Source organism: Hymenobacter negativus, assembly GCF_016056375.1.
In the GTDB taxonomy this organism is placed as follows: Bacteria; Bacteroidota; Bacteroidia; order Cytophagales; family Hymenobacteraceae; genus Hymenobacter; species Hymenobacter negativus_A.
In genome coordinates this window covers 1-25,681 of record NZ_JAEDAE010000013.1, presented here as the reverse complement: position 1 = coordinate 25,681, position 25,681 = coordinate 1, and the positions used below count along the sequence as shown (strand labels likewise).

At 61.2% G+C, this 25,681-nt stretch carries 28 protein-coding genes and 1 pseudogene; 17 read left to right on the top strand and 12 right to left on the bottom strand.

The annotated features are described in order from the left end of the window. Positions 1-91: 91 nt before the first annotated feature. The 13 genes from I7X13_RS20115 to I7X13_RS20055 all read left to right on the top strand — a co-directional run bounded on the left by I7X13_RS20115 (position 92) and on the right by I7X13_RS20055 (position 12,125). On the top strand, positions 92-2,359 hold the full coding sequence (locus I7X13_RS20115) for a heavy metal translocating P-type ATPase (RefSeq protein WP_198076850.1): 2,268 nt from the start codon (positions 92-94) through the stop codon (positions 2,357-2,359). Between the two features lie 12 nt (positions 2,360-2,371). After that, positions 2,372-2,749: a cupredoxin domain-containing protein gene (locus tag I7X13_RS20110; RefSeq protein WP_198076849.1), complete on the top strand. Its 378-nt coding sequence runs from the start codon at positions 2,372-2,374 to the stop codon at positions 2,747-2,749. 11 nt (positions 2,750-2,760) lie between these two features. After that, the gene (locus I7X13_RS20105; RefSeq protein WP_198076848.1) at positions 2,761-3,384 is read left to right on the top strand and encodes a helix-turn-helix domain-containing protein; all 624 of its coding nucleotides are present in this window, start codon (positions 2,761-2,763) and stop codon (positions 3,382-3,384) included. 96 nt (positions 3,385-3,480) lie between these two features. Further along, the gene (locus tag I7X13_RS20100) at positions 3,481-4,116 is read left to right on the top strand and encodes a DUF305 domain-containing protein (RefSeq protein WP_198076847.1); all 636 of its coding nucleotides are present in this window, start codon (positions 3,481-3,483) and stop codon (positions 4,114-4,116) included. A gap of 188 nt (positions 4,117-4,304) precedes the next feature. After that, positions 4,305-5,555 (top strand): hypothetical protein, encoded by a 1,251-nt coding sequence (locus I7X13_RS20095; protein WP_198076846.1) that lies wholly within the window; start codon positions 4,305-4,307, stop codon positions 5,553-5,555. 13 nt (positions 5,556-5,568) lie between these two features. Beyond that, positions 5,569-6,414, top strand: coding sequence for a DUF6615 family protein (locus I7X13_RS20090; RefSeq protein WP_198076845.1), 846 nt, complete (start codon positions 5,569-5,571; stop codon positions 6,412-6,414). Positions 6,415-6,911: 497 nt separating this feature from the next. Then, on the top strand, positions 6,912-8,546 hold the full coding sequence (locus I7X13_RS20085) for a class I SAM-dependent methyltransferase (RefSeq protein WP_198076844.1): 1,635 nt from the start codon (positions 6,912-6,914) through the stop codon (positions 8,544-8,546). A gap of 109 nt (positions 8,547-8,655) precedes the next feature. Then, entirely contained in the window at positions 8,656-8,934 is a 279-nt protein-coding gene (locus I7X13_RS20080; RefSeq protein ID WP_198076843.1) for a hypothetical protein, read from the top strand. A 63-nt stretch (positions 8,935-8,997) separates the two neighbouring features. Then, positions 8,998-9,297 carry an antitoxin VbhA family protein gene (locus I7X13_RS20075; RefSeq protein ID WP_198076842.1) on the top strand — a complete coding sequence of 100 codons (300 nt, stop codon included), beginning with the start codon at positions 8,998-9,000 and terminating at the stop codon, positions 9,295-9,297. 86 nt (positions 9,298-9,383) lie between these two features. Further along, the gene (locus tag I7X13_RS20070) at positions 9,384-10,475 is read left to right on the top strand and encodes a Fic/DOC family protein (RefSeq protein ID WP_198076841.1); all 1,092 of its coding nucleotides are present in this window, start codon (positions 9,384-9,386) and stop codon (positions 10,473-10,475) included. Positions 10,476-10,627: 152 nt separating this feature from the next. After that, the gene (locus I7X13_RS20065) at positions 10,628-10,864 is read left to right on the top strand and encodes a hypothetical protein (RefSeq protein ID WP_198076840.1); all 237 of its coding nucleotides are present in this window, start codon (positions 10,628-10,630) and stop codon (positions 10,862-10,864) included. A 173-nt stretch (positions 10,865-11,037) separates the two neighbouring features. Next, positions 11,038-11,388 carry a DUF6922 domain-containing protein gene (locus I7X13_RS20060; RefSeq protein ID WP_198076839.1) on the top strand — a complete coding sequence of 117 codons (351 nt, stop codon included), beginning with the start codon at positions 11,038-11,040 and terminating at the stop codon, positions 11,386-11,388. Between the two features lie 8 nt (positions 11,389-11,396). After that, complete coding sequence (locus I7X13_RS20055; protein ID WP_198070533.1) at positions 11,397-12,125, top strand: nucleotidyl transferase AbiEii/AbiGii toxin family protein; 729 nt, start codon at positions 11,397-11,399, stop codon at positions 12,123-12,125. Positions 12,126-12,139: 14 nt separating this feature from the next. Here I7X13_RS20055 and I7X13_RS20050 read toward each other — a convergent pair whose 3' ends face one another. The 12 genes from I7X13_RS20050 to I7X13_RS19995 form a co-directional block, all read right to left on the bottom strand. Continuing rightward, complete coding sequence (locus tag I7X13_RS20050) at positions 12,140-12,331, bottom strand: hypothetical protein (protein ID WP_198076838.1); 192 nt, start codon at positions 12,329-12,331, stop codon at positions 12,140-12,142. Between the two features lie 93 nt (positions 12,332-12,424). Continuing rightward, positions 12,425-13,288 (bottom strand): conjugative transposon protein TraN, encoded by an 864-nt coding sequence (gene traN / locus I7X13_RS20045; RefSeq protein WP_198076837.1) that lies wholly within the window; start codon positions 13,286-13,288, stop codon positions 12,425-12,427. Between the two features lie 12 nt (positions 13,289-13,300). Beyond that, the gene (traM, locus tag I7X13_RS20040; protein WP_198076836.1) at positions 13,301-14,509 is read right to left on the bottom strand and encodes a conjugative transposon protein TraM; all 1,209 of its coding nucleotides are present in this window, start codon (positions 14,507-14,509) and stop codon (positions 13,301-13,303) included. A gap of 12 nt (positions 14,510-14,521) precedes the next feature. Continuing rightward, the gene (traK, locus tag I7X13_RS20035) at positions 14,522-15,136 is read right to left on the bottom strand and encodes a conjugative transposon protein TraK (RefSeq protein ID WP_198070536.1); all 615 of its coding nucleotides are present in this window, start codon (positions 15,134-15,136) and stop codon (positions 14,522-14,524) included. Between the two features lie 39 nt (positions 15,137-15,175). Then, complete coding sequence (gene traJ, locus I7X13_RS20030) at positions 15,176-16,318, bottom strand: conjugative transposon protein TraJ (protein ID WP_198076835.1); 1,143 nt, start codon at positions 16,316-16,318, stop codon at positions 15,176-15,178. A gap of 39 nt (positions 16,319-16,357) precedes the next feature. Then, positions 16,358-17,008 carry a hypothetical protein gene (locus I7X13_RS20025; protein WP_198076834.1) on the bottom strand — a complete coding sequence of 217 codons (651 nt, stop codon included), beginning with the start codon at positions 17,006-17,008 and terminating at the stop codon, positions 16,358-16,360. A gap of 14 nt (positions 17,009-17,022) precedes the next feature. Continuing rightward, on the bottom strand, positions 17,023-17,670 hold the full coding sequence (locus tag I7X13_RS20020; protein ID WP_198076833.1) for a hypothetical protein: 648 nt from the start codon (positions 17,668-17,670) through the stop codon (positions 17,023-17,025). 30 nt (positions 17,671-17,700) lie between these two features. Next, complete coding sequence (locus I7X13_RS20015) at positions 17,701-18,261, bottom strand: hypothetical protein (RefSeq protein WP_198076832.1); 561 nt, start codon at positions 18,259-18,261, stop codon at positions 17,701-17,703. A 28-nt stretch (positions 18,262-18,289) separates the two neighbouring features. Further along, complete coding sequence (locus tag I7X13_RS20010) at positions 18,290-20,776, bottom strand: TraG family conjugative transposon ATPase (RefSeq protein ID WP_198076831.1); 2,487 nt, start codon at positions 20,774-20,776, stop codon at positions 18,290-18,292. Between the two features lie 26 nt (positions 20,777-20,802). Beyond that, positions 20,803-21,135 (bottom strand): DUF4133 domain-containing protein, encoded by a 333-nt coding sequence (locus tag I7X13_RS20005; RefSeq protein WP_198076830.1) that lies wholly within the window; start codon positions 21,133-21,135, stop codon positions 20,803-20,805. Between the two features lie 9 nt (positions 21,136-21,144). Beyond that, positions 21,145-21,462 carry a DUF4134 domain-containing protein gene (locus I7X13_RS20000; protein ID WP_044518329.1) on the bottom strand — a complete coding sequence of 106 codons (318 nt, stop codon included), beginning with the start codon at positions 21,460-21,462 and terminating at the stop codon, positions 21,145-21,147. Between the two features lie 51 nt (positions 21,463-21,513). Continuing rightward, positions 21,514-22,293, bottom strand: a complete 780-nt coding sequence (locus I7X13_RS19995; protein ID WP_198076829.1) for a hypothetical protein — start codon at positions 22,291-22,293, stop codon at positions 21,514-21,516. Positions 22,294-22,801: 508 nt separating this feature from the next. Here I7X13_RS19995 and I7X13_RS19990 point away from each other — a divergent pair. From I7X13_RS19990 to I7X13_RS19975, 4 genes and pseudogenes are all read left to right on the top strand, one after another. Then, positions 22,802-23,854: a sensor histidine kinase gene (locus tag I7X13_RS19990; RefSeq protein WP_198076828.1), complete on the top strand. Its 1,053-nt coding sequence runs from the start codon at positions 22,802-22,804 to the stop codon at positions 23,852-23,854. 9 nt (positions 23,855-23,863) lie between these two features. Further along, positions 23,864-24,631: a LytR/AlgR family response regulator transcription factor gene (locus I7X13_RS19985; RefSeq protein WP_198076827.1), complete on the top strand. Its 768-nt coding sequence runs from the start codon at positions 23,864-23,866 to the stop codon at positions 24,629-24,631. Positions 24,632-24,817: 186 nt separating this feature from the next. Next, positions 24,818-25,360: an RNA polymerase sigma factor gene (locus I7X13_RS19980; RefSeq protein ID WP_211532142.1), complete on the top strand. Its 543-nt coding sequence runs from the start codon at positions 24,818-24,820 to the stop codon at positions 25,358-25,360. A gap of 76 nt (positions 25,361-25,436) precedes the next feature. After that, positions 25,437-25,681: pseudogene (locus tag I7X13_RS19975) on the top strand (hypothetical protein); the annotation flags it as partial.

Genomic DNA, 25,681 nt, shown 5'->3' with positions numbered 1-25,681 from the left:
TCGGTCCTCGACAGCCGTTCCTTTGTAGGGTGATTATGGGCTTGCGCCAACTGGCTAAACGGCTCAAAAACCATGTTTTACACCGCTTGCTATGGAACCTGCCACTAAAACCGAAACCCTCGACATTGAAGGCATGACCTGCGCTTCGTGTGCGGCCTTCGTCGAGAAGTCGCTCAGCCGCACGCCCGGCGTGCAGCGGGCGCTGGTCAACTTTGCCACCGAGAAGGCCACCGTGGACTACGTGCCCACCCAGGCCTCCCCAGCTACGCTGAAGGAAGCCGTCATCAACGCCGGCTACGGCGTAGCCGAGCGCGCCCCCGATACCAGCGCCGCCGAGCGTAGCGCCGAAATCGACCGCCAGAAAGCCCTGGCGTACCAGAAGCTCAAGCGCCGTTTCTGGGTGGCCGTGGGGCTGGTAGTAGTCATCATGCCGCTGAGTATGCTCATGCTCTGGCCGGCGATGATGCAGCGCGTGAACGTGCAGTGGCTCAACTATACCCTGTTGCTGCTTACGCTACCCGTGCTACTATACAGCGGACGCGAGTTCTACGTGTCGGCCTGGAACGGTTTCAAGCACCGGGCGGCCAACATGGATACGCTCATTGCCGTGGGCACCGGCGCGGCGTTTCTCTACAGCCTGGCGGCCACGGTGGTACCTGGCTTCTTCACCAGCCGGGGCATCATGCCCGAAGTGTACTACGATACCACCGCCACCATCATTGCCCTGATTCTGCTGGGTAAGGTAATGGAGCTGCGGGCCAAGACCCAGACCTCGGCGGCCATGCGCAGCCTCATCGGCCTGCAAGCCAAAACAGCCCGCGTGGTGCGCCCCGATGGCGCGGAAGTCGACGTGCCCATCGAGCAGGTGCAGCTGGGTGATGTTGTGGTAGTGCGCCCCGGCGAGAAGGTGGCCACCGACGGTGAAATAACTGATGGCCAGTCCTCTATTGACGAGGCCATGCTGACGGGCGAAAGCCTGCCGGTGGAGAAAAAAGCCGGCGACCCCGTGTTTGGGGCCACCCTCAACAAGACCGGCTCCTTCCGCTTCCGCGTCACCAAAGTGGGCGCTGATACCATGCTCTCGCAGATTGTGAAGCTGGTGGAGGACGCCCAGGGTAGCCGCGCGCCCATTCAGCGACTGGCCGATAAGGTCAGCGCCATCTTCGTGCCCACGGTGGTGGTCATTGCCATTCTCACGTTCGTCATCTGGTTCGACCTGGCCCCGGCCGGCACCCGCCTGCCGCTGGCGCTGGTCAACTTCGTGGCCGTGCTCATCATTGCCTGCCCGTGCGCGCTGGGGCTGGCCACGCCCACGGCCATCATGGTGAGCACTGGCAAGGGCGCTGAGCACGGCGTGCTGGTGCGCAACGCCGAGGCGCTGGAAAAAGCCTACCAGGTAAACACCGTGCTGCTCGATAAAACGGGCACCATCACCAAGGGCGAGCCCGCCGTGACGGATTTCTGGACGCTGCCCGGCCAGGAAGCGAGCCAGCTGCTGCCGGTGGTGGCCGCCGTCGAGCGCCAGAGCGAGCACCCGCTGGCCGAGGCCGTGGTGCGCCACGCCGACGCGCAGGGCGCGGCCAGCCTGACCGCTACCGGCTTCCGGGCTGTCGAAGGCAAAGGGGCTGCCGCCACCGTAAACGGCCAGGTCGTGCTGATTGGCAACCGCCGCCTGCTGGCCGACGAGGGCGTAAGTCTCTCCCCTACCCTCATTACCCAGGCCGAGCAACTGCTGAGCCAAGCCAAAACCGTGCTCTATATTGCCGTGGCGGGCCAGGCCGTGGGCTTGGTGGGCGTGGCCGACACCGTGCGCGACACGTCGGCCGCCGCCATCAAAAAGCTCCAGGCGCTGGGCATTGAGGTGGTGATGATGACCGGCGACAACCCCGAAACGGCGGCCCAGGTGGCCGGGCAGGTCGGCATCACGCGCTACTTTGCCGAGGTGCTGCCCCAGGACAAAGCCGGCAAGGTGAAGGAGCTGCAAGCCGAGGGCCGCACCGTGGCCATGGTGGGCGACGGCATCAACGACGCGCCCGCGCTGGCCCAGGCCGACATTGGGCTGGCCATCGGCTCGGGCACCGACGTGGCGATGGAAGCCGCCGGCATTACGCTCATGCGCTCCGACCTGAACGGGGTGGTAACGGCTATCGAGTTGAGCCGCCAGACCATCCGCACCATCAAGCAGAACCTGTTTTTCGCCTTCGTTTACAACACGTTGGGCATTCCCGTGGCGGCCGGGCTGCTCTACCCCTTCTTCGGCATTCTGCTCTCGCCCATGCTGGCGGCCGGGGCCATGGCCCTGAGCTCGGTATCGGTGCTGACCAACTCGCTGCGCCTGCGCAGCTTCGACAACCATTAATCTCGCTCTGCTATGGATACGACCGCCATTATTGTCACCGTCGCCGGCCTGAGCCTGGCTGCGTTCGTGCTGTGGTATTTCTTCTTTTCGGCCCGCCAGACGGCCAGCGCCGTGTCTACTTCCGGCGGTGTGCAGGAGGTGGCCATCACCGTGAAGGGCGGCTACTCGCCCGATGTTATTGAGGTGGAGCGCGGCAAGCCCGTGCAGCTGAGCTTCTACCGCGACGAGGAAAATAGCTGCTCGGAGGAGCTGCTGATGCCCGATTTCAGCATCCGCCGCGACTTACCGGCGTTCAAAACCACGCTGGTGGAGCTGCTGCCCCAGCAGGCGGGCAAGTTTGAGTTTACCTGCGGCATGGGCATGCTACGGGGTAGCCTGGTCGTGAAATAATGCCGCACCCTATGCACGCCGACGTTAGCATTACCCACGTCCTGCCCCCGCCCGGCTCGCACCGCCTGCTGATTAAGAACATGGTGTGCCCGCAGTGCATCCGGGTGGTACGCGAGGAGCTGACGGTGCTGGGCCTGCACGTTCACCGCGTGGCGCTGGGCGAGGCCGACGTGTCCACGCCAGACGGGGCGGCTCCCGACTGGGCAGCCATCCGGGCCAGCCTGCAGGAGGCCGGCTTTGAGCTGCTGGAAGACCCCCGCGACCAGCTCGTGGACCGCATCAAAACCCTGCTGGTGGCCCTGATTCACTATCCGCCGCCGGGTCCGCGCCTGCTTAACTACTCGGATTATCTGGTCGAGCACCTGAGCAAGGACTACCACTATCTTTCCCATTTGTTCTCCGCTTCCGAAGGCCTCACGATTGAGAAATTCATCATCCGCCAGAAGGTGGAGCGGGCCAAGGAACTGATTGGCTACGGGGAGCTGAGCATGGCTGAAGTGGCCCAGCAACTGGGCTACAGCAGTCCGGCGCACCTCTCGCGGCAGTTCCGGCAGGTGACCGGCCTCACCCCTACCGAGTTTCAGCGCCTGGGGCCCGCCAGCCACGCCCGCCGCAGCCTAGACTCGCTGATTTAGTGATGGAAATTATGCAAGTCGGGACCTCACTGCTGTAAATCCTGGATGCCGCCAGTCCGTTTCAGCAGCAGATAAATTTCACCTCGACCCGATTTTATGAAAAAGCATTTTCGCCTTCCCTTGCTGGCCCTGCTGCTGGCCTCCGCATCCCTCGCCGCTACTTCGTGCAGCAAAGACGACTCTGATAGCCTGAAAGTGCAGGCCCACGAGCAGAACACCATGATGACCATCATGCATGACATGATGAAGATGATGGACGGGATGGCCAAAACCCAGGACCCCGACCAGGATTACTCCATGATGATGGTGATGCACCATCAGGGAGCCATTAAGATGGCGCAGGAGGAATTGAAAAACGGCAAGGACACCCAGATGCGGGACTTGGCCACCCGCATCATTGCCGCGCAACAGGCCGAGATTACGCAGTTTAACGCGTTTCTGGCCGGGCACCGGGTGGAAACGCCCCTCGTGCCGGCGTTCAACACCCGCCAGATGATGGCCATGGATAAAATGATGCGGGCCAACGACCTGCGGGTGATTACCGGCAACACCGACCGCGATTTTGCCCAGCTCATGCAAGACCACCACCAAAGCGCCATCGAAACCTCTCAGGCCATTCTGGATTTGGGCCGGCATATGGAAACCAAAGCTCTGGGGCAGCAAATTATTGATTCTCAGATGATGGAAATCAAGGAGATGCAAGAATGGCTGCTCAAGAACAAAGGGTATTAGGCCCCGCCGTTTACGCTCCCCAGCAGAAGCAGCGGGCCCGACGGCCCGCTGCTTTTTGTTTTTCCGACCTCGATGCGCCGGCTCTATCTCCGCCCCATGGGCAGCCCTAGCGGCAGATTTCGAGTGCGTCGGCTTGCGGACCCCGGGGTTCTGCGCATCTTAGTGGTTCCATTGGCCTATCCCGTTTTATGTCCGCCGCGCTACCGCCTCTTATCCAGCAATACAAAGCTGATTCCGAGTCCGTTTACAACACCTGGTTCATCAACAACGAGGAGCGCCTGAAAGCCTTCCGTTCCATCCGGCGCGGGGTGCAGCAGGTAGTGAAAGACATCAAGGCCGGCAGCTTCGGTAACGACTTTAAGGGCACCTCGCTCGAATTCGTGCTCAGCGTCATCAGCGAGCAGAAGCAGGTGTTCCAGGGCGCGGCGCACCCCTTCTACTGGAAGCCCAAGCTGCGCATCCCCGACATCTACGAGCACGAGGACAACAAGCGCGCCTTCGGCCAATTCCTGGAAAGCTGCTTAGCGGCCACCACCGAGCAGCAGTTGCTACGCGAAATCAATATTCTGGACCGCCGCAAAATCAAGGGCTTGGGGCCGGCCGTGGCCAGCATCCTCTACTTCCTGCACCCCACGCTGATGCCGCCCTGCAACACGGCCATCGTCAACGGCTTCAACGCCCTGTTTGGGGAGAAAATCAAGCTGGGCTCCTGGTCCGAGTACCTGCGGATGCGCGACCGGCTGCGCGACCTTAATCAGGAGCACCGCCAGCACCTGAGCCTCGACTACGGCGCGCTGAGCGGGCTGCTTTTCGACGTGGGCGTGAAGAAGATGATTGCCGGCGACCAACAATTTGCCACCGACGAGGACCGCGACAAGTACCAGCAGCAGGCCCAGAAGCGCCACAAGGAGGTGCAGTCCGAGGCCCAGGAGGAAAACCAGCACACCGAGATGCAGCACCACCTGCTGCGCGTGGGCAAGGCCCTGGGCTGCGACGTGACCACGGCCATCAACGACCGCAACCGCCTCTGCGGCGGGCAGAAGCTCTCCTTTCTCTGCGTCGACCAGCACCCCGAGCTGCCCGTGCCCGCCGACGTGGCCAGCACCATCCGCCTCATCGACATCGTGTGGTTCGCGCCCGGCACCAACCGCGTGGTAGCGGCCTTTGAGGTGGAGAAAAGCACCAGCATCTACAGCGGCATTCTGCGCCTGACGGACTTGGCGTTCTCCATGCCCGAGCACGAAACGGCCCTCTACTTAGTGGTGCCCGATGCCCGTGAGAAGGAAGTGCAGGCCCAGCTTTCGCGGCCGGCCATCCGAGCCGCCGGCGCGACCATCCGCTACATCCTGTTTTCGGAGCTGCGCCAGCACTGCGAGGCCCTGTGCAAGTTCGGCGACTCGCCGGCGGCGATGCTCAAGATTGCACGCTCGGTTTCCTGAGTTACCCCCCCCGATGATGTTAAACGACCCAGTATTGGAGGCGATTCTGCTTGGCTACCCGCCTTTGAGCCTTTGTGAATATTCCAGCTACTTATCCCAACGGGTATACCGCCACCTCTCGGATGTTTTTCGCCATGAACTGAGCTTCTCGGAGTTGGGGATGACCGACCATTTCATCCTGGATTTGGTAAGGTTCACTCATCGGAGCAGTCCAGCCACTGTTAAGGTGTACAAAACTTCGTGGCCGGTGGAAACCGCGTTTGGCAACGACATTGATTTGTTTATAGGGGACGGGACCGGTCAGTACGATTGGTACGCGCTGCAAGCTAAGGTAATGTCGCACGAAGGGGAATTCAACGACTTGAAAGTAAAGGTGAAGGGTGAGTTGCATCAGTGGCACAAGCTGCTGCTGCACGAGCGGCTGTTCGGCAGTCAGGCGTTTTACTTGCTGTACGTGGGGAAGTCGAAGACCAACTTGCCATCGACCCGCCCAACGAAGGAGGATTGCCACGGGGTAGCCCCCATCGGAGACTATGGCCTGAGCCTGGTGAAAGCGCTCGACATCCATAAAACGGTTACTCGGACCACTCCGATGAAGTTCAGCGAAGTATTTCCTGACCTGGTGGAACCGCTGCGGAGCATTTTCTGCTGCCCTCGCCCCTTGCCGCCGACCGCAAAAAAGTACAGTGCGGCCGAGATATACACGCCCGCTTACCGCCAGGTTTACGCGCGAGAAAAAGGCGATGCAAGTTATCGGGACTACAACAATCTGGACCATTTCCTGCCCGATGGCTTTGCCCCTCTCCGCATTCTGATTGACCTCAATCCGGACGTGGGTAAAGCGGAAAAATTCAGTTAAGCTTTTCCGAACATGTAAATGCTCAATGCGGGCGAGCCCTGCGGGCCAGGCTATACAGGGGTCCGCTGCGCTGCCGTGCTGCGCACCGCTCCCGCTGGTCGCGCCTTTTCTATCCTTCTCGCAAAACCCCACCGCGCCGGCCCGGCCCAGGCAGCGGCTCTTACTCGGGGGCGGAGCCGGCTCTCCTCTGCTCCCGCTGGTCGCGGCGGAATGCCGGCCCCGCCCCCGGTGCGCTTTGCAGCCCCAGCCGGGCCTCCCCCCTTTCATTTGCTGCTGGCCGAACCGGCAAGGGCCGGTACCGCCATCGGAGTGCTGGGGCCGGCGTACCGCCGGCAGTTTTTTACAAGAACAAGGGGGAAGAAGGAGTTGGCGCAGTCAAAACGGCAAATCGATTTTAGCTGAATATTGTTGTCTTTTTAGCAACAAAAACGTCTTAAATTGCGTTTAGTAGGATAAGTAAGTGGTTGTACACTATCGCCTTAGCCCTTTTAAGCGCCATGCTCAATCCTGAATTCTTTCCTTCCCCGGCCGCCGTTATTCAGCGCATGCTCGACCCGTTTTTCAACCCCGCTTCCACCGGAGACGAGGAGCCGGGCAGCGACCGGTACCGCCGCTACAACCCGGCCGCGGCAGCCCTGCGCAAGCTGACCATTCTGGAGCCCAGCGCCGGCAGCGGGGCCATCGTGGACGCGCTGACGGCCTGGCTGGACCGCGAGGACTACCACAGCCGCAGCGGCAAGCAAAACGTGTATTGCTGCGAGGCCGACCCCGAGCTACGCGCCGTGCTGCACGACAAGGGCTACAAGGTCATTGCCAATGACTTCCTGAACTATCGGGGCGACCATTTTTTTGACCTTATTATCATGAATCCTCCCTTCTCCAACGGTGACCGGCATTTGCTCAAAGCCTGGGACGTGGTAGCCGCCGGCGGCGATGTGGTGTGCCTGCTCAACACCGAAACGCTGGCCAACCCCTACACCGAAACCCGGCAGCTGTTGGCCCGCCTCATCGAGGACCACGGCACGAGCGAGGCCCTGGGAGCTGTTTTTGCCGAGGCCGAGCGCCCCACCAACGTAGCGGTTAGCCTGGTCCGACTGCACAAGCCGGCCAAAGCTGACCGCCTAACCTTCGAGTTCACCAGCCGGGGCCGCCGGGGGCCGGAGCTGGATGAAAACCTCTTTGCCAATGCTGTAGCCACCCGCGATGTTATCGGCAACATGGCGGCCGAATACGAAGGCCTGAAAGCGCAGTACGCCGCTTACCTCCAAGCCCGTGAGGGCATGAAGTTCTACGCCAAAAGCCTGCTGCGCAACGACTACCAGGACGTGCTGAAAATGGCCGAGGCCAGCTTGGAGCGCGGCAGCCTGCGCACGAGTTACAACAACTTCGCTGACGAGATGAACCAGCAAATCTGGGGGCTCGTGCTCGATAAGGTGAACATTCAGAAGCTGATGACGGCCGACGTGCGCCGCAACTTCGCGGCCTTCAGCAAAGCCCAGGGCTACCAGGAATTCACCCACGAGGCAGTGGCTGAGCTGGTGGCGCTGGTGCTCGACAACCGCGAAACCATCATGGAACAGGCCGTGGAATCGGTGTTCGACACCTTTACCAAGTACCACAAGGAAAACCGCCTGCACGTCGAGGGCTGGGTAACTAACTCGCAGTGGAAAGTGAACCGCAAGGTGATTCTGCCCTACGCGGTGGAGGAAAGCTATTCGGGCAAGGGCTTCCGGGTGAACTGGAGCCGCCGCGACGACTACGCCGACATCGACCGGGTGATGTGCTACCTGACGGGCGAAAACTACGATACCTGCGTGGGCATCGATACCGCCCTTGACCGCTACAGTAATCAGAACTCCAACCCGAATGGCGTGTACACGGTCTACAGCCGGTTCTTCGAAATCCGTGCCTTCAAGAAGGGCACGGTGCACCTGACTTTCCGCGAGGAATTTCTCTGGCAGGAGTTCAACCTGCGGGCCTGCGCCGGCAAGCAGTGGCTGCCCGGCCCCGAAATGGCCGCCTACCGCGCCCGCCAGGCCAAAGCCGCCACCGCGAAGACCCACCCCCTGGTGCCCGAGGCAGAGCCGCTGGCCGCGCCCGGTACCCAAATGCAGCTGCAGCTTGCGGCCTGAGTACCGATGCCAGCGGGCGGGTTGCCGTCCGCTGGTACGCGCTGGGGGCAGTGGCGCATAATCCTGCTGCTGCTTCTCCCGTAAGGCCGGGAAGCGTTATACTGCCTGCATGAAAACCTTAACCCCTGTCACGGCTCCGCCCGGTGCTACCCCGCTGGCGGGCCAGCAGTTCAGCTACCTGTTACGCCACGGCCGCTTCTCCTTCACCGAGCGCGAGCTGCAGGAACACCTGCAAATGACCTATCGCACCATCAAGCAGCGCGAAGCGGACCCATCCAGCCTGACCGTGGCCGAGGCGCTCCGGGTGGCTGAATTGCTGGCCGTGCCCGTACAGACGGTGCTGGACGCAGCCCTGGCCGATGCGCAGGCGGCCGGGGCGAAGCAGTAGTCCGGTTTGGCACATTTTTGCCTAACTTTCGTTTGCCGTAGTAGACCACTCAGGCAAAACAGCATGGATACCCTCGTAAAATTCGGCCCCAAGGAAGCAACCCGCGAGCAGCGCCAGGCGCTGTCGGACCGGGCGGCCGCGCTGAACGCGACCCAGGACCGCCAGCTGAGCCCCTTTGCCGAGCAGCTTAGCCAGCGCTACATCAACGGCGAGCTGAGCCTGGCCGAAGTAAACGCCCAGCTTGATGCGCACTACCAAGCCCAGGCCCAGATGCCGGTACCCACGCGGGGAGCCGATGGCATCCTGGCGGTGGCGCCCCGGCCGGCTCCCGCCGTGGCCAAGGCCCGCTCATTATCGCACTAGCCCTTCGCTTCTTATCTATTCGCTAACGCCCTGCCAGTTGGTGGGGCGTTTTGCTTGCTTACTCAGTTCCCGCGCGGCTTTCCTCTATGACTGACGGTTTTACCGACCCCCACACCGGTGTCCTGATTAACAAGCTCAACATCGCCGATGAGGACAAGCTGGCCGAGGTCGAAGGCAACCGCTTCCACTTCCGCCTGCTGGAGGTGCTGGCCGGCCACGTGGAAGTGACGCCTCACAATGCCCAGGGCCTGCAGGCATTGCACCGTCACCTTTTTCAGGATGTGTACCCGTGGGCCGGCGAAACGCGCGCCTGGGGTGAGTTCCAGGCCACTAAGTCAACCTCGGCCGATAAGGACGGTCCCGGCCTGTACACCATGTACTTTGGCAGCTACCAGCAACTGCCCGCCCACCTGGATGCCATCGGGCAGCAACTAGCCGCTGAGCGCTTTCTGAAGGGGCTGGATAAAGACCAGTTCGTGGCCCGGGCGGCCTACTATTTCGACCAGTACAACTACGCCCACGCCTTCCGGGAGGGCAATGGCCGGACCTTGGGCGCGGCTTTTCAGGTGCTGGCGGAGAATGCCGGCTACGACGTGAATCTCGTCGCGCAGTCGCACCCCAAGCAATACAACCAGGCCCGGGACTATGCTATTCTACGGCCCACCGGGAACCCGGAAACCGATTTGCAGCCGCTCCGCGCCTTTTTTGGCCAGATTACCACGCCGCTCCCGGAACTGGTGCTAGCCCCGGCCACGCCCGTGGTAGTGCCCGAGTTTCTGCGGCGCGTGGACGCCATGCGCGAGGTGCAGCAGAGCCAGGAGCCCATTTGGCGCGCGCTGCTGGGAGGGCGTCACACCGGGGTAGCCCGGCAGATTATGCAGGGCACCCGCGGCGTGGTGCATCCCGATGCGCAGCAGCCGGCGCGGCTGGCCATCCTGAAAACCGGGGCTGAGCTGCTGGCGCAAATGCCCGCCAAGATGGAAGATACCCGGCTGCGCCAGCGCGTGGCGCGGTTGTTAAAGGCGTTACCTCTGGTTACGGTGGTGCTGCTGGTTGTCGGACCGCCGCTGCAGGCCGCGCCATCCACCGGCCCGGAACCGCCGAAAGTGCCGGCAGCCAGCAAAGACGAGACAGTGCAAAAAGCACCGGAGCTAAAGCGTCGAGGTCCAAAGCTGTGAGTTCAAAACCGAGCTGATTTAGTGCCGCCCAGGCCGCTGATGCAAGCTTTTATACGTATCTTGTAGTGGTGGAAAAAGCACCCTATTTCTCCGAAAACGAGCAAACCAAGCAGCAGCGTCGCGAGGTGGTGAGGTTTGCAGTTGGCGTGTCAATGAGTCAAAATCGACCGCCCTCGGCGCTTCTGGTGGAGTTGCAGAACCAATACATTGCCGGGCAGATTGACCTGGAGCAATTGTCGGCCGCGCTCGACGTCGAGTACCAGCCAGCTCCTGGCTTTGACCCTTTCGCCAGGTATGCGCCCGGAGCAGGCCCGCAAGTAGAGCCGGCCCATCAGTACGACCCATATCTGCACTTTGATGAATCGAGCGTGGGCCCTCACCTGCCGTAATGGTAGCTTTACTAAATCCGGCTGATTTAGCGCAACTATAGGCCCTGAAAAGGTGTTTAAATAGACTAGAGCCTGGTATTGCCTTTCTCCCTCTGGTTCCCAACCCAGGTTTGGGGATTATGCTTTCTAGTCATACGAAAGGCGAATAGCCCCGGCTCACACATCCTGTACTCATGGAAAAGCTCACCCCTTCTGCTACGGTTGCAACGCCCGAGCCGCAGGCCGTACCGGCCCCGCTAGCCGAGCACCTGCCAACGCTATTGTGGGACGTAGACCCCGAAGCCATCGACCCGCAGGCCATGGCGCGTACCATCGTGCAGCGCGTCATTCAGCGCGGGAACAAAGAAGACTGGGCTGCCATGCTGGAATACTACGGCCGGCCCCGCGTGCAGGAAATCGTTGAAACGGTACCCTATATGTCGGATGCCGCCATTGCGGCCGTATGCCAGTTCTTCCACATCGAAAAGGAAACGCTTAGATGCTACCAGCGCAAGCAGTCGATACCGCAAACCTTCAACTCCTAGAGCAGCTAATGCAGGAGCCCTTGCTGAAGCCGTTCGTCCTGGTAGGGGGAACGGCTTTGGCGTTACATCTGGGGCACCGTCGCAGCCGCGACCTCGACCTTTTTTCGGACGGCCCCACCCCGATTGACGGAGAAATCAAAGACCTGCTGATAAGCAAATATGAGATGCGGGCCGACGGCGCGCTCCAGCGAATGCGGGCCCAGGAGCCGGAATGGGACAAAGCCGCCATCCAGGGCGTCATCGGCCAAGTGAAAACCGATGTGGTGAATTATGGCTTCCCGTTGTTACGACCGCCCGTGCTCTATCCCGACTCCAACATTCGCTTGGCCTCGCTCGAAGACCTGGGCGCTATGAAGCTGGCCGGTGTGGTGATGAGCGGCGAAAGGCTCCGCGACTTCGTGGACGTGGCCGCGCTGAGCGAAAAGCTCACTCTGAACCAGATGCGCCAAGCCTATGAAGGCCGCTTCAACACTTCCTCCTCCGAAGTGCCCCGTGCCCTGGCCTTCCACGGCGACATCGACTTTAACATGAAGCCCGAAATGCAGGGTTACCGCTGGCCGGCCATTGCCGCGCGCCTGGAGCAGATGCAGCGCAGCCCCGACCGCCTGTTTCCACCCATCGTGGAGCAGCGGCTAGTGATGCCGGTGCTGGGGCCAATGGCAGAGGAAAATGCCAAAGCCTTACTGCCAGACCAACAAAAAGCCCCCGAGCCGAAGCGTCGGGGGCTTAAGTTATAAGCAGTAGAAATAGCCTAGAAAGGCTTGTACCGCTCGTAGGGATTGTACGGATTGCGGTTGGGCGGCGTGACCTTACTGGAAAGTCCCCAGAACTTGCTTAGGCCAAAGAGCACCAGCCCCCAGGTGGCGGCAGTGCTGCCCCAACTGGGAGCCCAAGACGAATACAGAAAGGCGATAATCGCCGCGAAAATCAGGAAGCTACGCATACCAACACGGGTTAAATCTTCACGCTAACTAGGCAGGCAACGCAGTGCGGGCACTTTTCGTTGCTTCTGCCCAGCTGCTGAGCTTGACAATGCCTATTTGAAAGTCCGGGCTTTGAGCAGGTCGGCGTTGGTAAGCTTGAGCTTGACGTTGCGCCCGCCGCCCTTTTCGTACACCTCGATGATGAGCTGCTTTTGCTCGGGGATGGTGAATTTCTTGAAGATGTAGACCTGTTCGAGTTGGCCTTTGGCGTCAATCTTTTTCAGGCCCCCATTGAAGACGTAAATGGGCGTGATTTCTAAGGCCTGCTCGGCCGTACGCTTGGCCACCTGCTTATCCTGAATGTAGAATTTGACGAAATCCACGTCGTAAGTCACGTTCGATTTGTTGGCAACGTGCAGCGGAAAAAACAGGGTTTCCTGCTTGTAGCCCACGTTGCCAGCGCGCACGCTGAGTTGGTTGGCATTCTCGCTGGCCGAGGTACCGCCCGCCGCCAGCGCTTGCCGGGAGTAGGCATCCAGATTGCCCTGCGGGATGGGCGAGTTCGACAAGATGGCTTCCCCCTGTGCCGACGAGGCCGACCCAGCCGCGCCCAGGTCGAGGCTGAGCACCTTGGGGTCGTGCTGGTAGTTCACCACGAAGGAATAGAGCTTTCCATCCGAGGTGAGCACCGTCATGTTCGACTCGGGGAAGCCGGCCGAAGCGGCTTTCACCCGCACGATATTTTCCGCGCCGGTGGCCTTGGCCGCAATCAGGCCCGAGCTGCCCAGGTCGACGTAAGTGACGGGAAAAGGGAACACTAGATGAGTCGTTTTCTGGTCGCTGATATAGAGCGGATAGGTCGGCAGCTTATTGGCTTCCGAATATTGCAGCATCCGGGCGGCCGAGGTCTGGGCCTGCACCGGAACAGCCGCTAGGCCGAGTAAAAGGGCGCTGGTAGCAAATAGGGTGGTTTTCATGGGAAGGAGTCGTTAGTCTTTATCTACTTTGAGCATCACGTTGTAGCCGGCCTTCAGGCGGACTTTGACCAAGCGGATTTTCTTCTGGCCAATGCCTTTCACGGCGCTAACCGCCACGCCTGCCGCGGCCATGGCTGGGTCGGCGCTCATCGTCATCATGTCGGCCGCACCGAGTCCTTCGGCACCAGCCTGTTTTGCGGCATCGCGGGTAATGGCGCCGGGAATGTGCAGGCCTTCCAGCCCGTCCACGTCGTACACTTCTAGCGCCGCCGGAAACACGCTGTTGCCCGATTTGAGCGTTTCTATGGCAATGCTGAGCCGCTCGCCGGCCAGGCTGCACTTGCCGTAAATGAAGGTGTTAGCCGGTAAGGAGTGGCCATTGATGACGGCTGATTCGGTAAGACGCATCTTCACCAGCGAGCCACTTACCACTTCCTGCGATTCGTGGATGACGGCCGGTAGGGTGTTGCCGTCGCCACCCTTGCCGGTTTCTGCATCAAAGCCCTGAAAAGAGGCCGTGCGCTTGCGCCCCGGCCCATTGGAGCCCAGGCGTGACACTACAGCGTCATCATCAATGGCGCGCAGGCGGGTGGTGGGCTTCTTCTTTTTTGGTAGGGCCGCAACCGTGCGCGGGGCTGCTGCTCCCCCACTGGCGCTGTTGGATTGGGCTAGCAGTGCCGCCATTTGCAACTGGGCTTTCTGCTCGGCCAGGTCGCGTTCGTGCTGGCTGCGCATCAACTCCATTTGCTCCTGCGGGGTGAGGGCCCCTGGGGCTGTTGTGGCAGGGACTACGGTGCCGGGCGCAACTCCGCCGTTCATCTGGGCCTGCTGTGCGGCAATGAGCTGCTGCTGGGCCTCAACCACCGACTTATCGACGGAGCCGTTGGGTCCCGCCTTGCCATCGGCCCCCACCGCGTAGGAAAGGCCCGAGCCCGAAGTCGTATCGAGGCGGGCATCGACCAGGCCCCGGTTGCGCAGGGTATCAACCGGGCTGGCGTAGGCTTCGAGCTTGCTGCTAGTAATGGTACCCTTCTCGGCTTTGGGTAAGTTGGTGTTGAAGCCGGTTTCGGTGTTCTGCGCTGCCGCCGGTGTGCCCTGGCCGCCCCCGCCCAGGTAGAACATCACGGCCAGAAAGGGCACGCCTACCACCGGCAGAAAGGTGGCCATCTTGCGGGTGCGAAGAAATTGCGCGTCGTGCGGCGCGTTGGTTGCCGTTGCCATAACAGGGAAGGATTAGCGAGGAAGCGTATTCAGGTCTTCATTCTTGAGCACCCGCCAGTTCTCCATCAGAAAGCCGTGGGGATTATTTTCCGAGCGGGTCACGTCGCGCAGGGAGCACTCGGAAAGGAAATTGCGGGTGGTAACCGAGGTGGCCCGAATGACGCGCTGGTGCCCGTAGCACCGCGCCACCATCGGGCGCGAATTGGTCACTACCACGCTATCCACCGTCATTTCCAGGCTGATGTTGGCGGCAATCAGGTCGTTATAGAAGCCCTTCTCCTTGAAGTTCTCGTACTGCCGTTTGGCCGAGTTATCAGCCAGGTATAGGGCCTTATTGACGTTGCTGTCGATGGCTTTCTGGTCAGGGTCAAGCGTGAAAAACAACTCGTGGAAGCGCGTGACGTGGCTGCGTGCCTCCACCGGCCGGTTAGCCCGCGCATCCCGCGCCCCAGCCGTGAGCAGCTGTCCACCTTCCAGCACATAGATGCGATTGGCCGCGGCGTTGGTGGTTTGGAAGGCGAAGTAGGCGATGGTGCCGGCCAGCACCAGCACGGCCACAATGAAAATAAGTGCCAGGGTTTTTACCTGCTGAAAAGCCGAATCAATGGTTTTGAGGGAAGCAAACATGGGAAAAGGAAATAGTGGGAAATCACCGCGCAACCAGGGCTAGCCCCGTAGCCGGTTGACGAAGCTGGCCGCCCGTTCGCGCACCGCCGTGCCAGCCCGGTGACCTGCGGCCTCACTCCGCGTCATGTTGCCCGAGGCAGCATTGCCAGCTAACGCCTGCCCGGCCCCAACTGCCGCCCCAAGGCCCGATGCGGCCCCGGATACGCCGGCCGCGCCCGCCCGCCCGGCTGAACCTGCCGCCGCGCCAGCCATAGCCGCCCCACCACTCATAGCCGATTGCATGGCCCGGGCGGCCTGGCCTGCCCCGGAAGCCGCAATCATCATATCGGTGATGAAGGGAATAATCAGGTACCCCGTGATGGCAATGCACAGAAACACGAGGTAGCCGAAGTCGGCCGAGTCAACGCCTTGGTTAGAGGTCAGGCGGGTGATGTCGCCCTGTAGCATCATTATCTGAAACTGGCCCATAATGGCTCCGAAAATGTTGGCCACGGGCACCCACAGGCTGATGGTGATGAATTGCCCCAGCCATTTAGGAATGGAGTTGCCGAAGCCTGGGAAGATGGCCAGCCCAAAAGTGAGCGGTCCTAGCACCGACAGCACGATGAGCAGGAAGGTGGCCAGCACGTTGATGAGCAGCCGGGCCGCGACATGGAACAGCTCCAACGTGTTCTTCATCCACTCGCGGAAGTTCTGGTTCACATCGTACTTGAGCTTATCAAACGAGAGCGACAGCTGCTGGCCCATGTTCATCATGCCCAGTTCGTCGAGCCGCTTCTCGTAGGCCTCGTCCGTGGCGAAGTACTTGTTTTCGGGCCGGGCGGCCAACAACGCCTTTTTCTGGTCCTGCAAGGCCGTAATCTGGGTGGTTTGGTCCACCCGGACCGAGTCCGTGCTTGATGCCAGCGCGCCGGTGATGCCGCGCAGGCCGCCGAGCAGCTGCGGAAACAGCAGGATGGCCAGCCCAATTAGAAATGGGCGCAGCAACGGATACAGGTCAATGGGCTCGGCGCGGGCAATGTGGCCCCATACCCGGGAGCTGATGAAAATGAGGGCTCCTACCCCGCCCACGGCCCGGCCTAGGGTAACGAATTGCGCCACCAAGGGCAGCATGGAATCATAAAGCCGGCTAAGCATCTGCTCCATTTGGAGCATTTGCGCGGTGATGGAATTCATTTCCATAATCAGGTAGGTTGGGGCTAGTGGATGAATGCGAAAGGGCTACTGCTTGGCGCCCACGAGGGTGAGCACGGACGCCCGGTCCTGAATGGCCTGTTGCTGGGAGAGGGCCACGGCTCGGCATTTATTGGTGTAGTAGGTCATCAAGAATTGCTGTTGCTGCATCTTATCGCCAATCTTGTTGATGAACTTGATGCGTTGCGGGTCTGTCATTTCCGCCCGGTTTGTGGTCATGATGGTGGCCAGCTCGCCAATCAGGGCCACGTTTTCCTGCAGCAGTACCTGGTACACCTGCGCCGCTTCGGTCACCTGATTCGGGGAGAGGCCGCGCCCACGCAGGTCGGCCACGCCCGAGCTGAACTGCGAAATCATCGAGGCCTGCGCGGCGTAGATTTCCCGCACCCGGCGGTAGTTGCGCACCCCCGCGCTTATCTGTAGCAAACTGCTGTACCACTGCGCGTGCAGGGCCTGCGTCTGGTCCACGATGCCCTTAATCTTGCCGCTTACCACTTGCATATCGCCGGCCAGGGCCTTGCCCCGCCCCAGCAGGGTGGTCGAAACTCCTTGGTGCACAATCTGCTTGCGCGAGCTGGATTCGGCTATGGGCGCGGAAATGACGGCCGGAGCCTGGGCAAAGCACTGCTGCGCGCTCAGCCCCAGGCCAAGCAGTATCATGGTGGTATATGCTTTCATTGGAAGAGGAAGGGTTAGTGCGCGCCCATGAGGCTGAGCAGCGCCTGATGGTCCTGCTCGACCTGCTGGGCCGTTTTGAGCACCATCATGTTGCGCCGGGTGAAGTAGTTGACCAGGCCCAGCTGGTCGGTGATTTTGGCGTCCAGCGTGTCGATGAACTCCATCCGCTCCGCGTCGGTCATCTTGAGCATGGACGGGCTGGTGATGGTGGCCAGGTCGGACACAGTATTGGCTCCTTCAGCCAGCATCTTCGTGTAGATGGACACCATCTCCGTCAGCTGGGCCGGCGTGATGTAGCGCGAGGTGCGCAGCACGTTGATGGCTGAGGAATAAGTCGAGATAATCTGGGTTTGCTTAGCGTAAATGGCCCGCACCCGGCGGTAATCCCGCACCGCGCTGCTCACCTTCAGCAGCCCATCGTACCAAGCCTTGTGCTGCTCCATGTTTTTGAGCGAGTAGGTTTTGGTCAGTTCCTGCTCCTTCACGCCCAGGGCCACTAACTTGTTGGCTGCCGCTTCTAGCCCCTTCATCGTGTTTTGCAGGCCGGTTTGCACGCCGCTCTGCACTTCTAGGACCGGGGCCGTTACCACCAGCTGGGCCGACACTTTCAAGGTGCTGAAGCTCAGCAGCGCCAGGCTGAGGATGCCAATCTTCGTTTTCATAGGGAAGGCAAGTAGTTGAGAGAGGCGGTCCTACAGCGTCCGCGTATAGGGGTGCTCCAGGTACATCAGGTGCCGCTCAGCAGCGAAGCGCACCCGCCCGATGCTGGATTCCACGCTCTGCAGCGTCGGTAGGGCCTGAGTAGCCGTCACGTTAGGCTCCTGGATGAGCGGCACCAGCATTTTCATGGCTTCTTCGCACTGTGGCGTAAAGCCGTTCCAGGTGGCCACGTCTTCGGGCTTCACGCGCTTCAGGCTCCGCGAACGAACCACCGTGCGCAGCACATAGCGGTAGCGTTTCCAGACGTTGGCCACCACTGGATGCTCCTTTACTACAGCGTTCAGGCCGCTGGACTCCCAAGTATTCACCGTCTGCGCGTAAGCCCGAGCGGCAGCGATGTCAGCTTTTTCAGCCTTGGGAGCCGACGCCAAGCTATCGGCAAACGTCACGGCGGCCACGGCCACCGGCGACGTGGAAACTGTTGATGGAGCTGTTCCGACGGCTTTATCATCCGTCACCGTGGTAGCCTTGTCGGAGCCGCAGCCAGTCAGCAAAGTGGCTAGGCCGAGTAGCGAAAGCATGGTTTTCTTCATGATGTTGAGCTTTAGTTCATTTCAACCCCTACCCTTCGCGCAGCTCGTTGGCGAAGAGCTTGATGGCCGTAGGCATATCGCCGGTCTGCTTGAGCTTCTCAAACAGCCGCACTTTCTCGGTTTCCTCGGTGGTGTAGGTCACGTATTCTTCTTTCGATACCTCGATGGCGTACACCTTCGACACGACCCCGCCCAGGCTGATGAACACCTCCGTGTAGCGGCCTCGCGTGGCCTTGTTGTCGCGATTAATACTTAGCACCAAGTCCTTTTCCTTGGGCGTGAGCGAGAGCAACGCCTGAATCTCATCGAAGCGGTTGATGAACTTGCGCTGGTCGAGCAGAATCTTGCAGTCCGAGTTGTTGATGATGGCGTCCTTGACAATCTCGTTGCCGATGATGTCGTCGATTTCCTGGGTCACCACGATGGCCTCGCCGAAAAACTTGCGCACCGTCTTAAAGAGGTACTTAATGTAGGCGGCCATGCCTGGCGTGGTGAGGGCCTTCCAGGCCTCCTCAATCAGAATCATCTTCCGCACCCCTTTCAGCTTGCGCATCTTGGAGATGAAGGTTTCCATGATGATGAGCGTGACCACCGGAAACAGGATGGGATGGTCCTTGATGTTGTCGAGCTCGAACACGATGAAGGGAGCCTGCACGAGGTCCAGCTCCTTCTCGGAGTTCAGCAGGTAGTCGTACTCGCCGCCCCGGTAGTAGGGCTTGAGCACATAGATGAAGTTGTCGATGTCGAAATCCTTCTCCCGGACCTTTTCCTCTTCCAGAATCTTCCTGTAAGGCCCTTTAACAAACTCGTAGAACGTGTTGAAGCTCGGCTTGATAAGCGCGTTGGCTTCCAGCATCACGTAATACAAACTGACGGCCGTTGAGAGCGACACGTACTCCGATTGGCTCACGCTTTCGTCGTCCTTTTTCCAGAGTGCCTGCAGCAGCGTTTTGATGGATTCCTTCTTTTCCACGTCCAGCTTGCCTGAAATCAGGAAGGGATTGAAGGCAATCGGGTCGTCCTCCTCGTAGGTGAAATACACTCCGCCCACCAGCTCACAGAGCCCTTTGTAGGAGTTGCCGGTGTCGACCAGCAGCACGTGGGCGCCCTGCTCGTAGTACTGGCGCACCATGTGGTTGGTGAAAAAAGACTTGCCCGAGCCCGAGGGGCCGAGCACGAACTTGTTGCGGTTGAAGATGATTTGCTTCTTCATCGGCTCATCCGAAATGTCCACCAGCACCGGCTTGCCGGTGAGGCGGTCGGAGAGCTTGATGCCCTTGGTGGCCCCGGTGCTGCGGTAGTTGGTTTCGGAGGCCCAGAAGCAGACGGCCTGCTCGATGAAGGTGTAGAAGGTTTCCTCGCTGGGAAAGTCGCCCGCGTTGCCCGGAATGCCGCCCCAGTAGAGCGCGGCAATGTCCACCGTGTTCTGCCGCGGCTTGCAGTTCATGGCGTTGAAGGCCGCGTTGACCAGCTTGCGCACTTCAGTCAGCTCCTCCTCGTGCCGGCCCCAGGTGAGCACGTTGCAGTGCACGCGCACCGGCCGGCGCTTGTGGGCAATCAGCTCGTTGAGAAAGGCGTTGTAGTACTCGAAGTTGATTGCGTTCTGCCGCGAGTAGAGCGAGAGCGAGTTGAGCCGGTCCTTCTTCTGCTCGAAGGTTTTGACCGTTTTGGTGGTGTTGTCCAGAAACACGTACTGGTTCAGGATGTGGTTAGCGCCCAGCAGCAGCCCCAGCGGGGCGGCGAAGCTGATGGGGAAGTCCGAGTACTCGGTGCTGTATTGCTCGTAGCGGATATCCGTTTCCACGGAGGTAGGCAAGTCATCGAGGTTGGCCACCGAGAACATCTGGCAGAACTCCGCCCCCACTTTCAGCCCTTCGGTCAAGTCGAGGTCGACCTGTAGGGCCTGGTCGGACAGGTCCAGCGCCAAGTACTTTTCCAGCAGCCCGGCCTTTTCGGCCGTGCCGGCAAGCTCATCCGAGGTCAGCCGGTGCGAGCGGATGTAGGGCGCGTTGGTCGGCCCCACTCCTTCCAGCGTGCGCACGAACTGGCCCACGTTGTCGAAAAAGCTCTCCATTACCTTGGTGTCGAGCATGTCCTTGGGCACGATGTTGCGCCGGGCCAGCAGCCCCGAGGTGCTGCCCCAGTTGGGCCGCTCCGACGAGGTTTTAGTGATGTAGAGGTAGCAGAAGTGGTTCAGAAAGGGCCGCTCGTTGAAGTGCCGCTCGTAGGCCGAGGAGAGCAGCGTGCGCTCGGCCTCAAAGCCGGGGGCGTACTTGTCCTCCACGTACCAGTCCTGCTTGTGCACCACGCAGTGGTCGGGCAGCAGGCGCACTGCCTTCACAAAGGCGGCCTGCAGCTGGGCGTAATCGTCCCGGGAGAGGGTGAAGATTTCGGGCAAATCCAGCCGAAACGCCACGGTCACGTCCGCATTCTTCGAGATGAGACAATCCTTCTCCACCTTGTAGATGGGCTGCTTGGATTCGAGGGATACGGAGGGCAGAACCTTATTGCTCATAAGCGGGAAAGCACCCAAACCTGCCGCTAGGCGCGGCTGGTCGGGTCCTCGTTGAGGCGTTGGAATAGGCGGCTGTGCCGGTTGGTAATGTATTTGGGCGACGAGCGCCGGGCGGCGGCCTTCATCAGCCCGTGCTCGCCGTAGCGGCGATTCAGGGCGAACACCCCGGCCCATATGCCGCCCCCGGCCAGAAACGTGACCAGCACCGTGAGCACCAGCGGCAGGCCTAGCAGGTAGCAGGTCACGAACAGGGCAAACACCAGCCCGATGCCGGCGGCCAGAAAGTAGATGTTGCTGCCCACCAGGCCCTTGAATTCGACGGGCTTGTTGATGCCGCGATTGAGGTCGTAGATGGGCATAGCGCTGACTTAGAGGAAGAACGAGCGCACCACCGTGGCCACAATGACGAGGAAAATCATCGAGCCAAACCACGAGACAGCCGTTTTCTGGGTGTCCTGGTCGCCGGCATTCCACTTGCCGTAGACCTTGATGGCCCCCACCAGTCCCAGTACCGCGCCGATGGCGTACATAAGCTTGGTCAGCGGGTCGAAGTAGCTGGTGACCTGGGTGGTGGCATCCTGAATGCCGGCCGTGCCGTTGCCGCCCCCGGTCTGGGCGTAAAGCAACTGCGAGCTGAGGAGTAGGACCGCGAGGGCCAGCGAGGTAATGAAGGGTTTCTTTGTCATGGCAATGGAAGTGGAATCGGGAATCAATGATTAGGGAGAAAGAAGGCCGGGCTACTCATCGTCGGGACCGAAGAGGTCATTCAGCTCGGCGTGGTTGAGGGCCATCTGCTGGGCCATTTGCTCGGCCAGGGTGGTGCCGGCCAGTTCGACCGGCGGCACGGGCTGCTGGCCGGCTTGCAGCAGGGTCAAGTATTCGGCAACCGAAGCGGCGGCCACCAGCCGGGGCGGGTCCACGGGAGCGATGTCCAGCCGCGAAGCCACCGGCTCCTCGAATGTGGCCAGCGGCTCGTAGCCCTCCGCTATTAGGGGCAGTTGCACGGTTTCAGGCTCCAGAACCCCGTCAGCTGCTGTATCCGCCGCCACAGAATCCGGTGCCAGGTTATGGGCTTCACGCCGGACCAGAGCGGCCAGGTGCTCATCGGCCTGGTCGGCTTCCTCGGTGCGGTTTTCATCGAGCACCTGCGCTTCGTCGCCCGCGGTGGCCGTGGCCTCCATTGGGGCGGTGTCGCTGGTGCTTTCGTCGTGGCCGGTAGCCGTGCCGGTAGAATCGGGCAGCGTCCCGCCGACCAGCGGCTCGGTGGCGGCTGGCAGGTTCTGGTCGGCCCCGGCTTCGGGGAGTTCTGCATCATCGGCTTCTTCCCGGGTTTCCGTGGCCGCTGGCGTGGCCTTCACGAAGGCTGAGGTGGGGCGCACCAGTGAGGGCGGAGCCACCGTGCTGCCGCCCGCGCCGGTGAGCTGGGCACCGGCCAGCTTTTTGCCCGGAGTGAGCAAAGCCATGAGTTCTACCCGGTAGTAGAGCAGGCCCACCACCAGGTAGTATAGAACGACCACAACCAAAACGAAAAGGCCAAACTGGCCCCAGGAATAGGCGCTAAGCATCGCGGGGAAATAGCGTGGCACCCCAGGCCGACCGGCCTGGGCGTGAACTTGCCAAACCGTGATTTGACGCTACAAACCTATCCGGGCTATAAACTGCTTGGGTAGAAAGTTGACGAATGGTTGGAATTCGATGGTGAGGTGCAGCCCCGACACACGAACGGCACATCATTCAAGCCTGAATTTTAGAGAAAAGAAACTTGGCTGTTGCAGAACTTGCTGGACGGCTCACTAAGCGGGTAGGTGGGCTGTCAAAAGCACGTAAATGGCCCATTTGCCATTCTTTCCAGTTCGATTCGGCTTATCAACCCCTTGTTTCCAGACGCCACACCGAGTTGTGCAACCGCCACGAGCGACTGATTAGCGGGGCGCGGAATGATGACTTGCCCGGCTGCGCTCGCCATTCGTTTTTAACTCGGCGGGAGTATTTCCCGTTGAACGGAATTGGCTGTTGACCTTCCCTATGCTCCTACTTTTCCGCATCTCCTGGCTGCGCATGGCGGCCGCGTGGGGGGCGTTTGCCTTCTTCATGATGCTGGTGGCGTACGGGCAGGCCATTACGGGCACCGGGCCATTGCAATGGCGCACGGTGCTGCTGGGGCCGCTGCTGTACGGGCTGATTGGGACCCTGCTCACACCGGTGGTGTTTGTGCTGGCAGCGCGCTTCGACCTCACGGCCGGCCGCGCCCGCTGGCTGCCCTACCTGCTGGTGCACGCGGCCGCCAGCGTGGCCCTCACGGTGGCCTACCGGGCCTTGTTCATGGCCACACTCTACCTGGTAGGCGGCTCGAATGCGCCCGTTTCATGGGTCACGATTCTGGCGGGATTTAATTTCTGGATTCCGCTCTACTGGATGGTGCTGTTCGTGGCCTACGCCCTCGACTACCACGACAAGTGGCAGCGCCGCAACCTCGACGCGGTGCGCCTGGAAATGCAACTGGTGCAGGCCCAGCTGCACGCCCTTAAGCAGCAGCTCAACCCGCACTTTCTCTTCAACACCCTCAATGCCATTGCCACCCTCATCGGCGACGAGCCCGCCGCCGCCCAGCGCATGATGGCCAAGCTCGGCGAGTTTCTGCGCCTGGTGCTCGACCATTCCGATGCCCAGCAGGTGCCGCTGGCACAGGAGCTGCACTTCGTGGAGCTGTACCTGGACATGGAGCAGGTGCGGTTTTCCGACCGGCTGGCCGTGACCTACGAGGTGGACCCGGCCGCGCTCCCAGCTCTGATTCCGCACCTGCTGCTGCAGCCCCTGGTGGAAAATGCCGTGCGCCACGGCCTGAGCGCGGGGGGCACCGGCCGCCTGCATATTGCCGCCGAGCGGCAGGGCCAGCAGCTGGTGGTGCAGGTGCGCGACTCCGGCCCCGGCCCTGAGCAGGCCGGCCCCCGGGGCGTGGGCCTCGAAAATACCGAGCAGCGCCTGCGCGCCCTCTACGACGACCGGTACGCGCTGCGCCTGCTGCCCGCGGCCGGCCAGGGCACCGTGGTGCGCATCGAACTACCCTTTCACCACTAATTTGTGGCAATGGCCCCCATTCAAACCCTGATTGTGGACGATGAGCCGCTGGCCCGCCGGCGCATTGCCCAGCTGCTGGCCGGCCAGCCGGGCTTTGTCATCGCGGGCGAGTGCGGCACCGGGGCCGAGGCGGTGGCCACGCTCTCGCACGGACCGGCCGTGGATTTGGTATTTCTGGACGTGCAGATGCCCGATTGCAACGGCCTGCAGGTGTTGCAGCAACTGCCGGCCCAGCCGCGGCTGTTGGTGGTGTTCGTGACAGCCTACGACCGGTATACCCTGCAAGCCTTTGAGGCCCACGCCGTGGATTACCTGCTCAAGCCCCTGGACCCTGACCGTTTCGCGCGCTGCCTGCTCTACGTGCAGCAGCGGGTCGGGCAGGTGGCCGCGCCGGGCTGGGAGGCGCTGGTGCAGGCGCTGCCCGCCCCGCCGGTGCCGTATGCGTCGCAGCTGCTGGTGAAACAACCCGGACGTTTCTACTTCGTGCCCGTCGAGCAGGTACTGTACCTCGAAGCCACCGGCAACTACGTCACGGTGCACGCGTCCGGTGAAACCCACCTAGTGCGCGCCACGCTCACCCAGCTGGCCAGCCAGCTCGACCCGGCCCGCTTCCTGCGCATCCACCGCTCGCTGATTGTGCACACCACCCACATCAAAGAACTGCGGCCCTGGACGCACGGCGAGTACCTGCTCACGCTGCACGATGGCACGCACCTGACCTCTTCGCGCAGCTGCAACGAGGGCATTCAGCAGTTTTTGCGGCAATTTGTCTCTTAAGTACAGCTATTGGCTGGGTCAACTGCTTAAGGAATATGCTACTCGTCCCGCTAAAAGGCCACTTCGTCACGGTGGATAAACACTGCTTACTTATCGGCCGTATGAGCGGGTGTCGGGCCGCATTCGTGGCGCGGCCATGCTTTGCCAGCTTATATGCCCCAAACTACTACTACGCTACCTAGCCCCGTGGCTTTACTCCCGGCCCCGGCCGAGCAAGAGCTGGTGCAGCGCCTGCTGGCCCGGGACGAGCGCGCTCTGGGGCAATTGTACGAGCAGTACGCCCGGAATCTGTTCACCGTCATTCTGCGGGTGGTGCAGGACGAGGCGATGGCCCAAGACGTGCTGCAGGAAGGCTTGCTCAAGGTCTGGCTCAGCATTGGCAGCTACGAGGCCACGCGGGGCCGCCTGTTCACCTGGATGGTGCGCGTGTGCTGCAACCAGGCCATTGATGCCCTGCGCAGTCCGCGCCATCGCTTTCACCGCCGCAATCCGTCGCTGGAGGCTGCTGGAGCACACTATAGCCCGGCTCCCACGGCCTTTTATCCCGAGCACATTGGCGTGCGCGAGCTCATCGTGCAACTAAAGCCCCGGCAGCGGGAAGTCATGGACCTGCTCTATTTCGGCGGCTGCACCCAGGCCGAGACGGCCGAGCAGCTAGCCATTCCGCTGGCCACCGTTAAAACCCGGGCGCGCGCCGCTTTGGCTGTGCTCGCCCGGATGGCACGCTAATGGCAGCGCCTAGCTAAGCAGCGTCTTCCTAACTAATCTGTTTCATCTCTCATTTTTTACTTTACCTCCTGACCTGATGGCCAACCTGCACCACTTCCGAGTGCCCGCCCTTCTTGTTTCGGGCCTTGCCGTGGTGGCGGCGGCCGCCTGCCAGGGCGGTTCCGACACGAAGACAAGTACCGAAACTTCCACCACCCAAGCGGCGACGGACACCGCCGACACCGGGGCCACTCCCGTAGCGCTCCGCACCGGCAACGCCGAGGCCGGCCGCGACGTGTACCGCAACGAAACCTTCGGCGACGAAGGCTTCTGGACCGATGC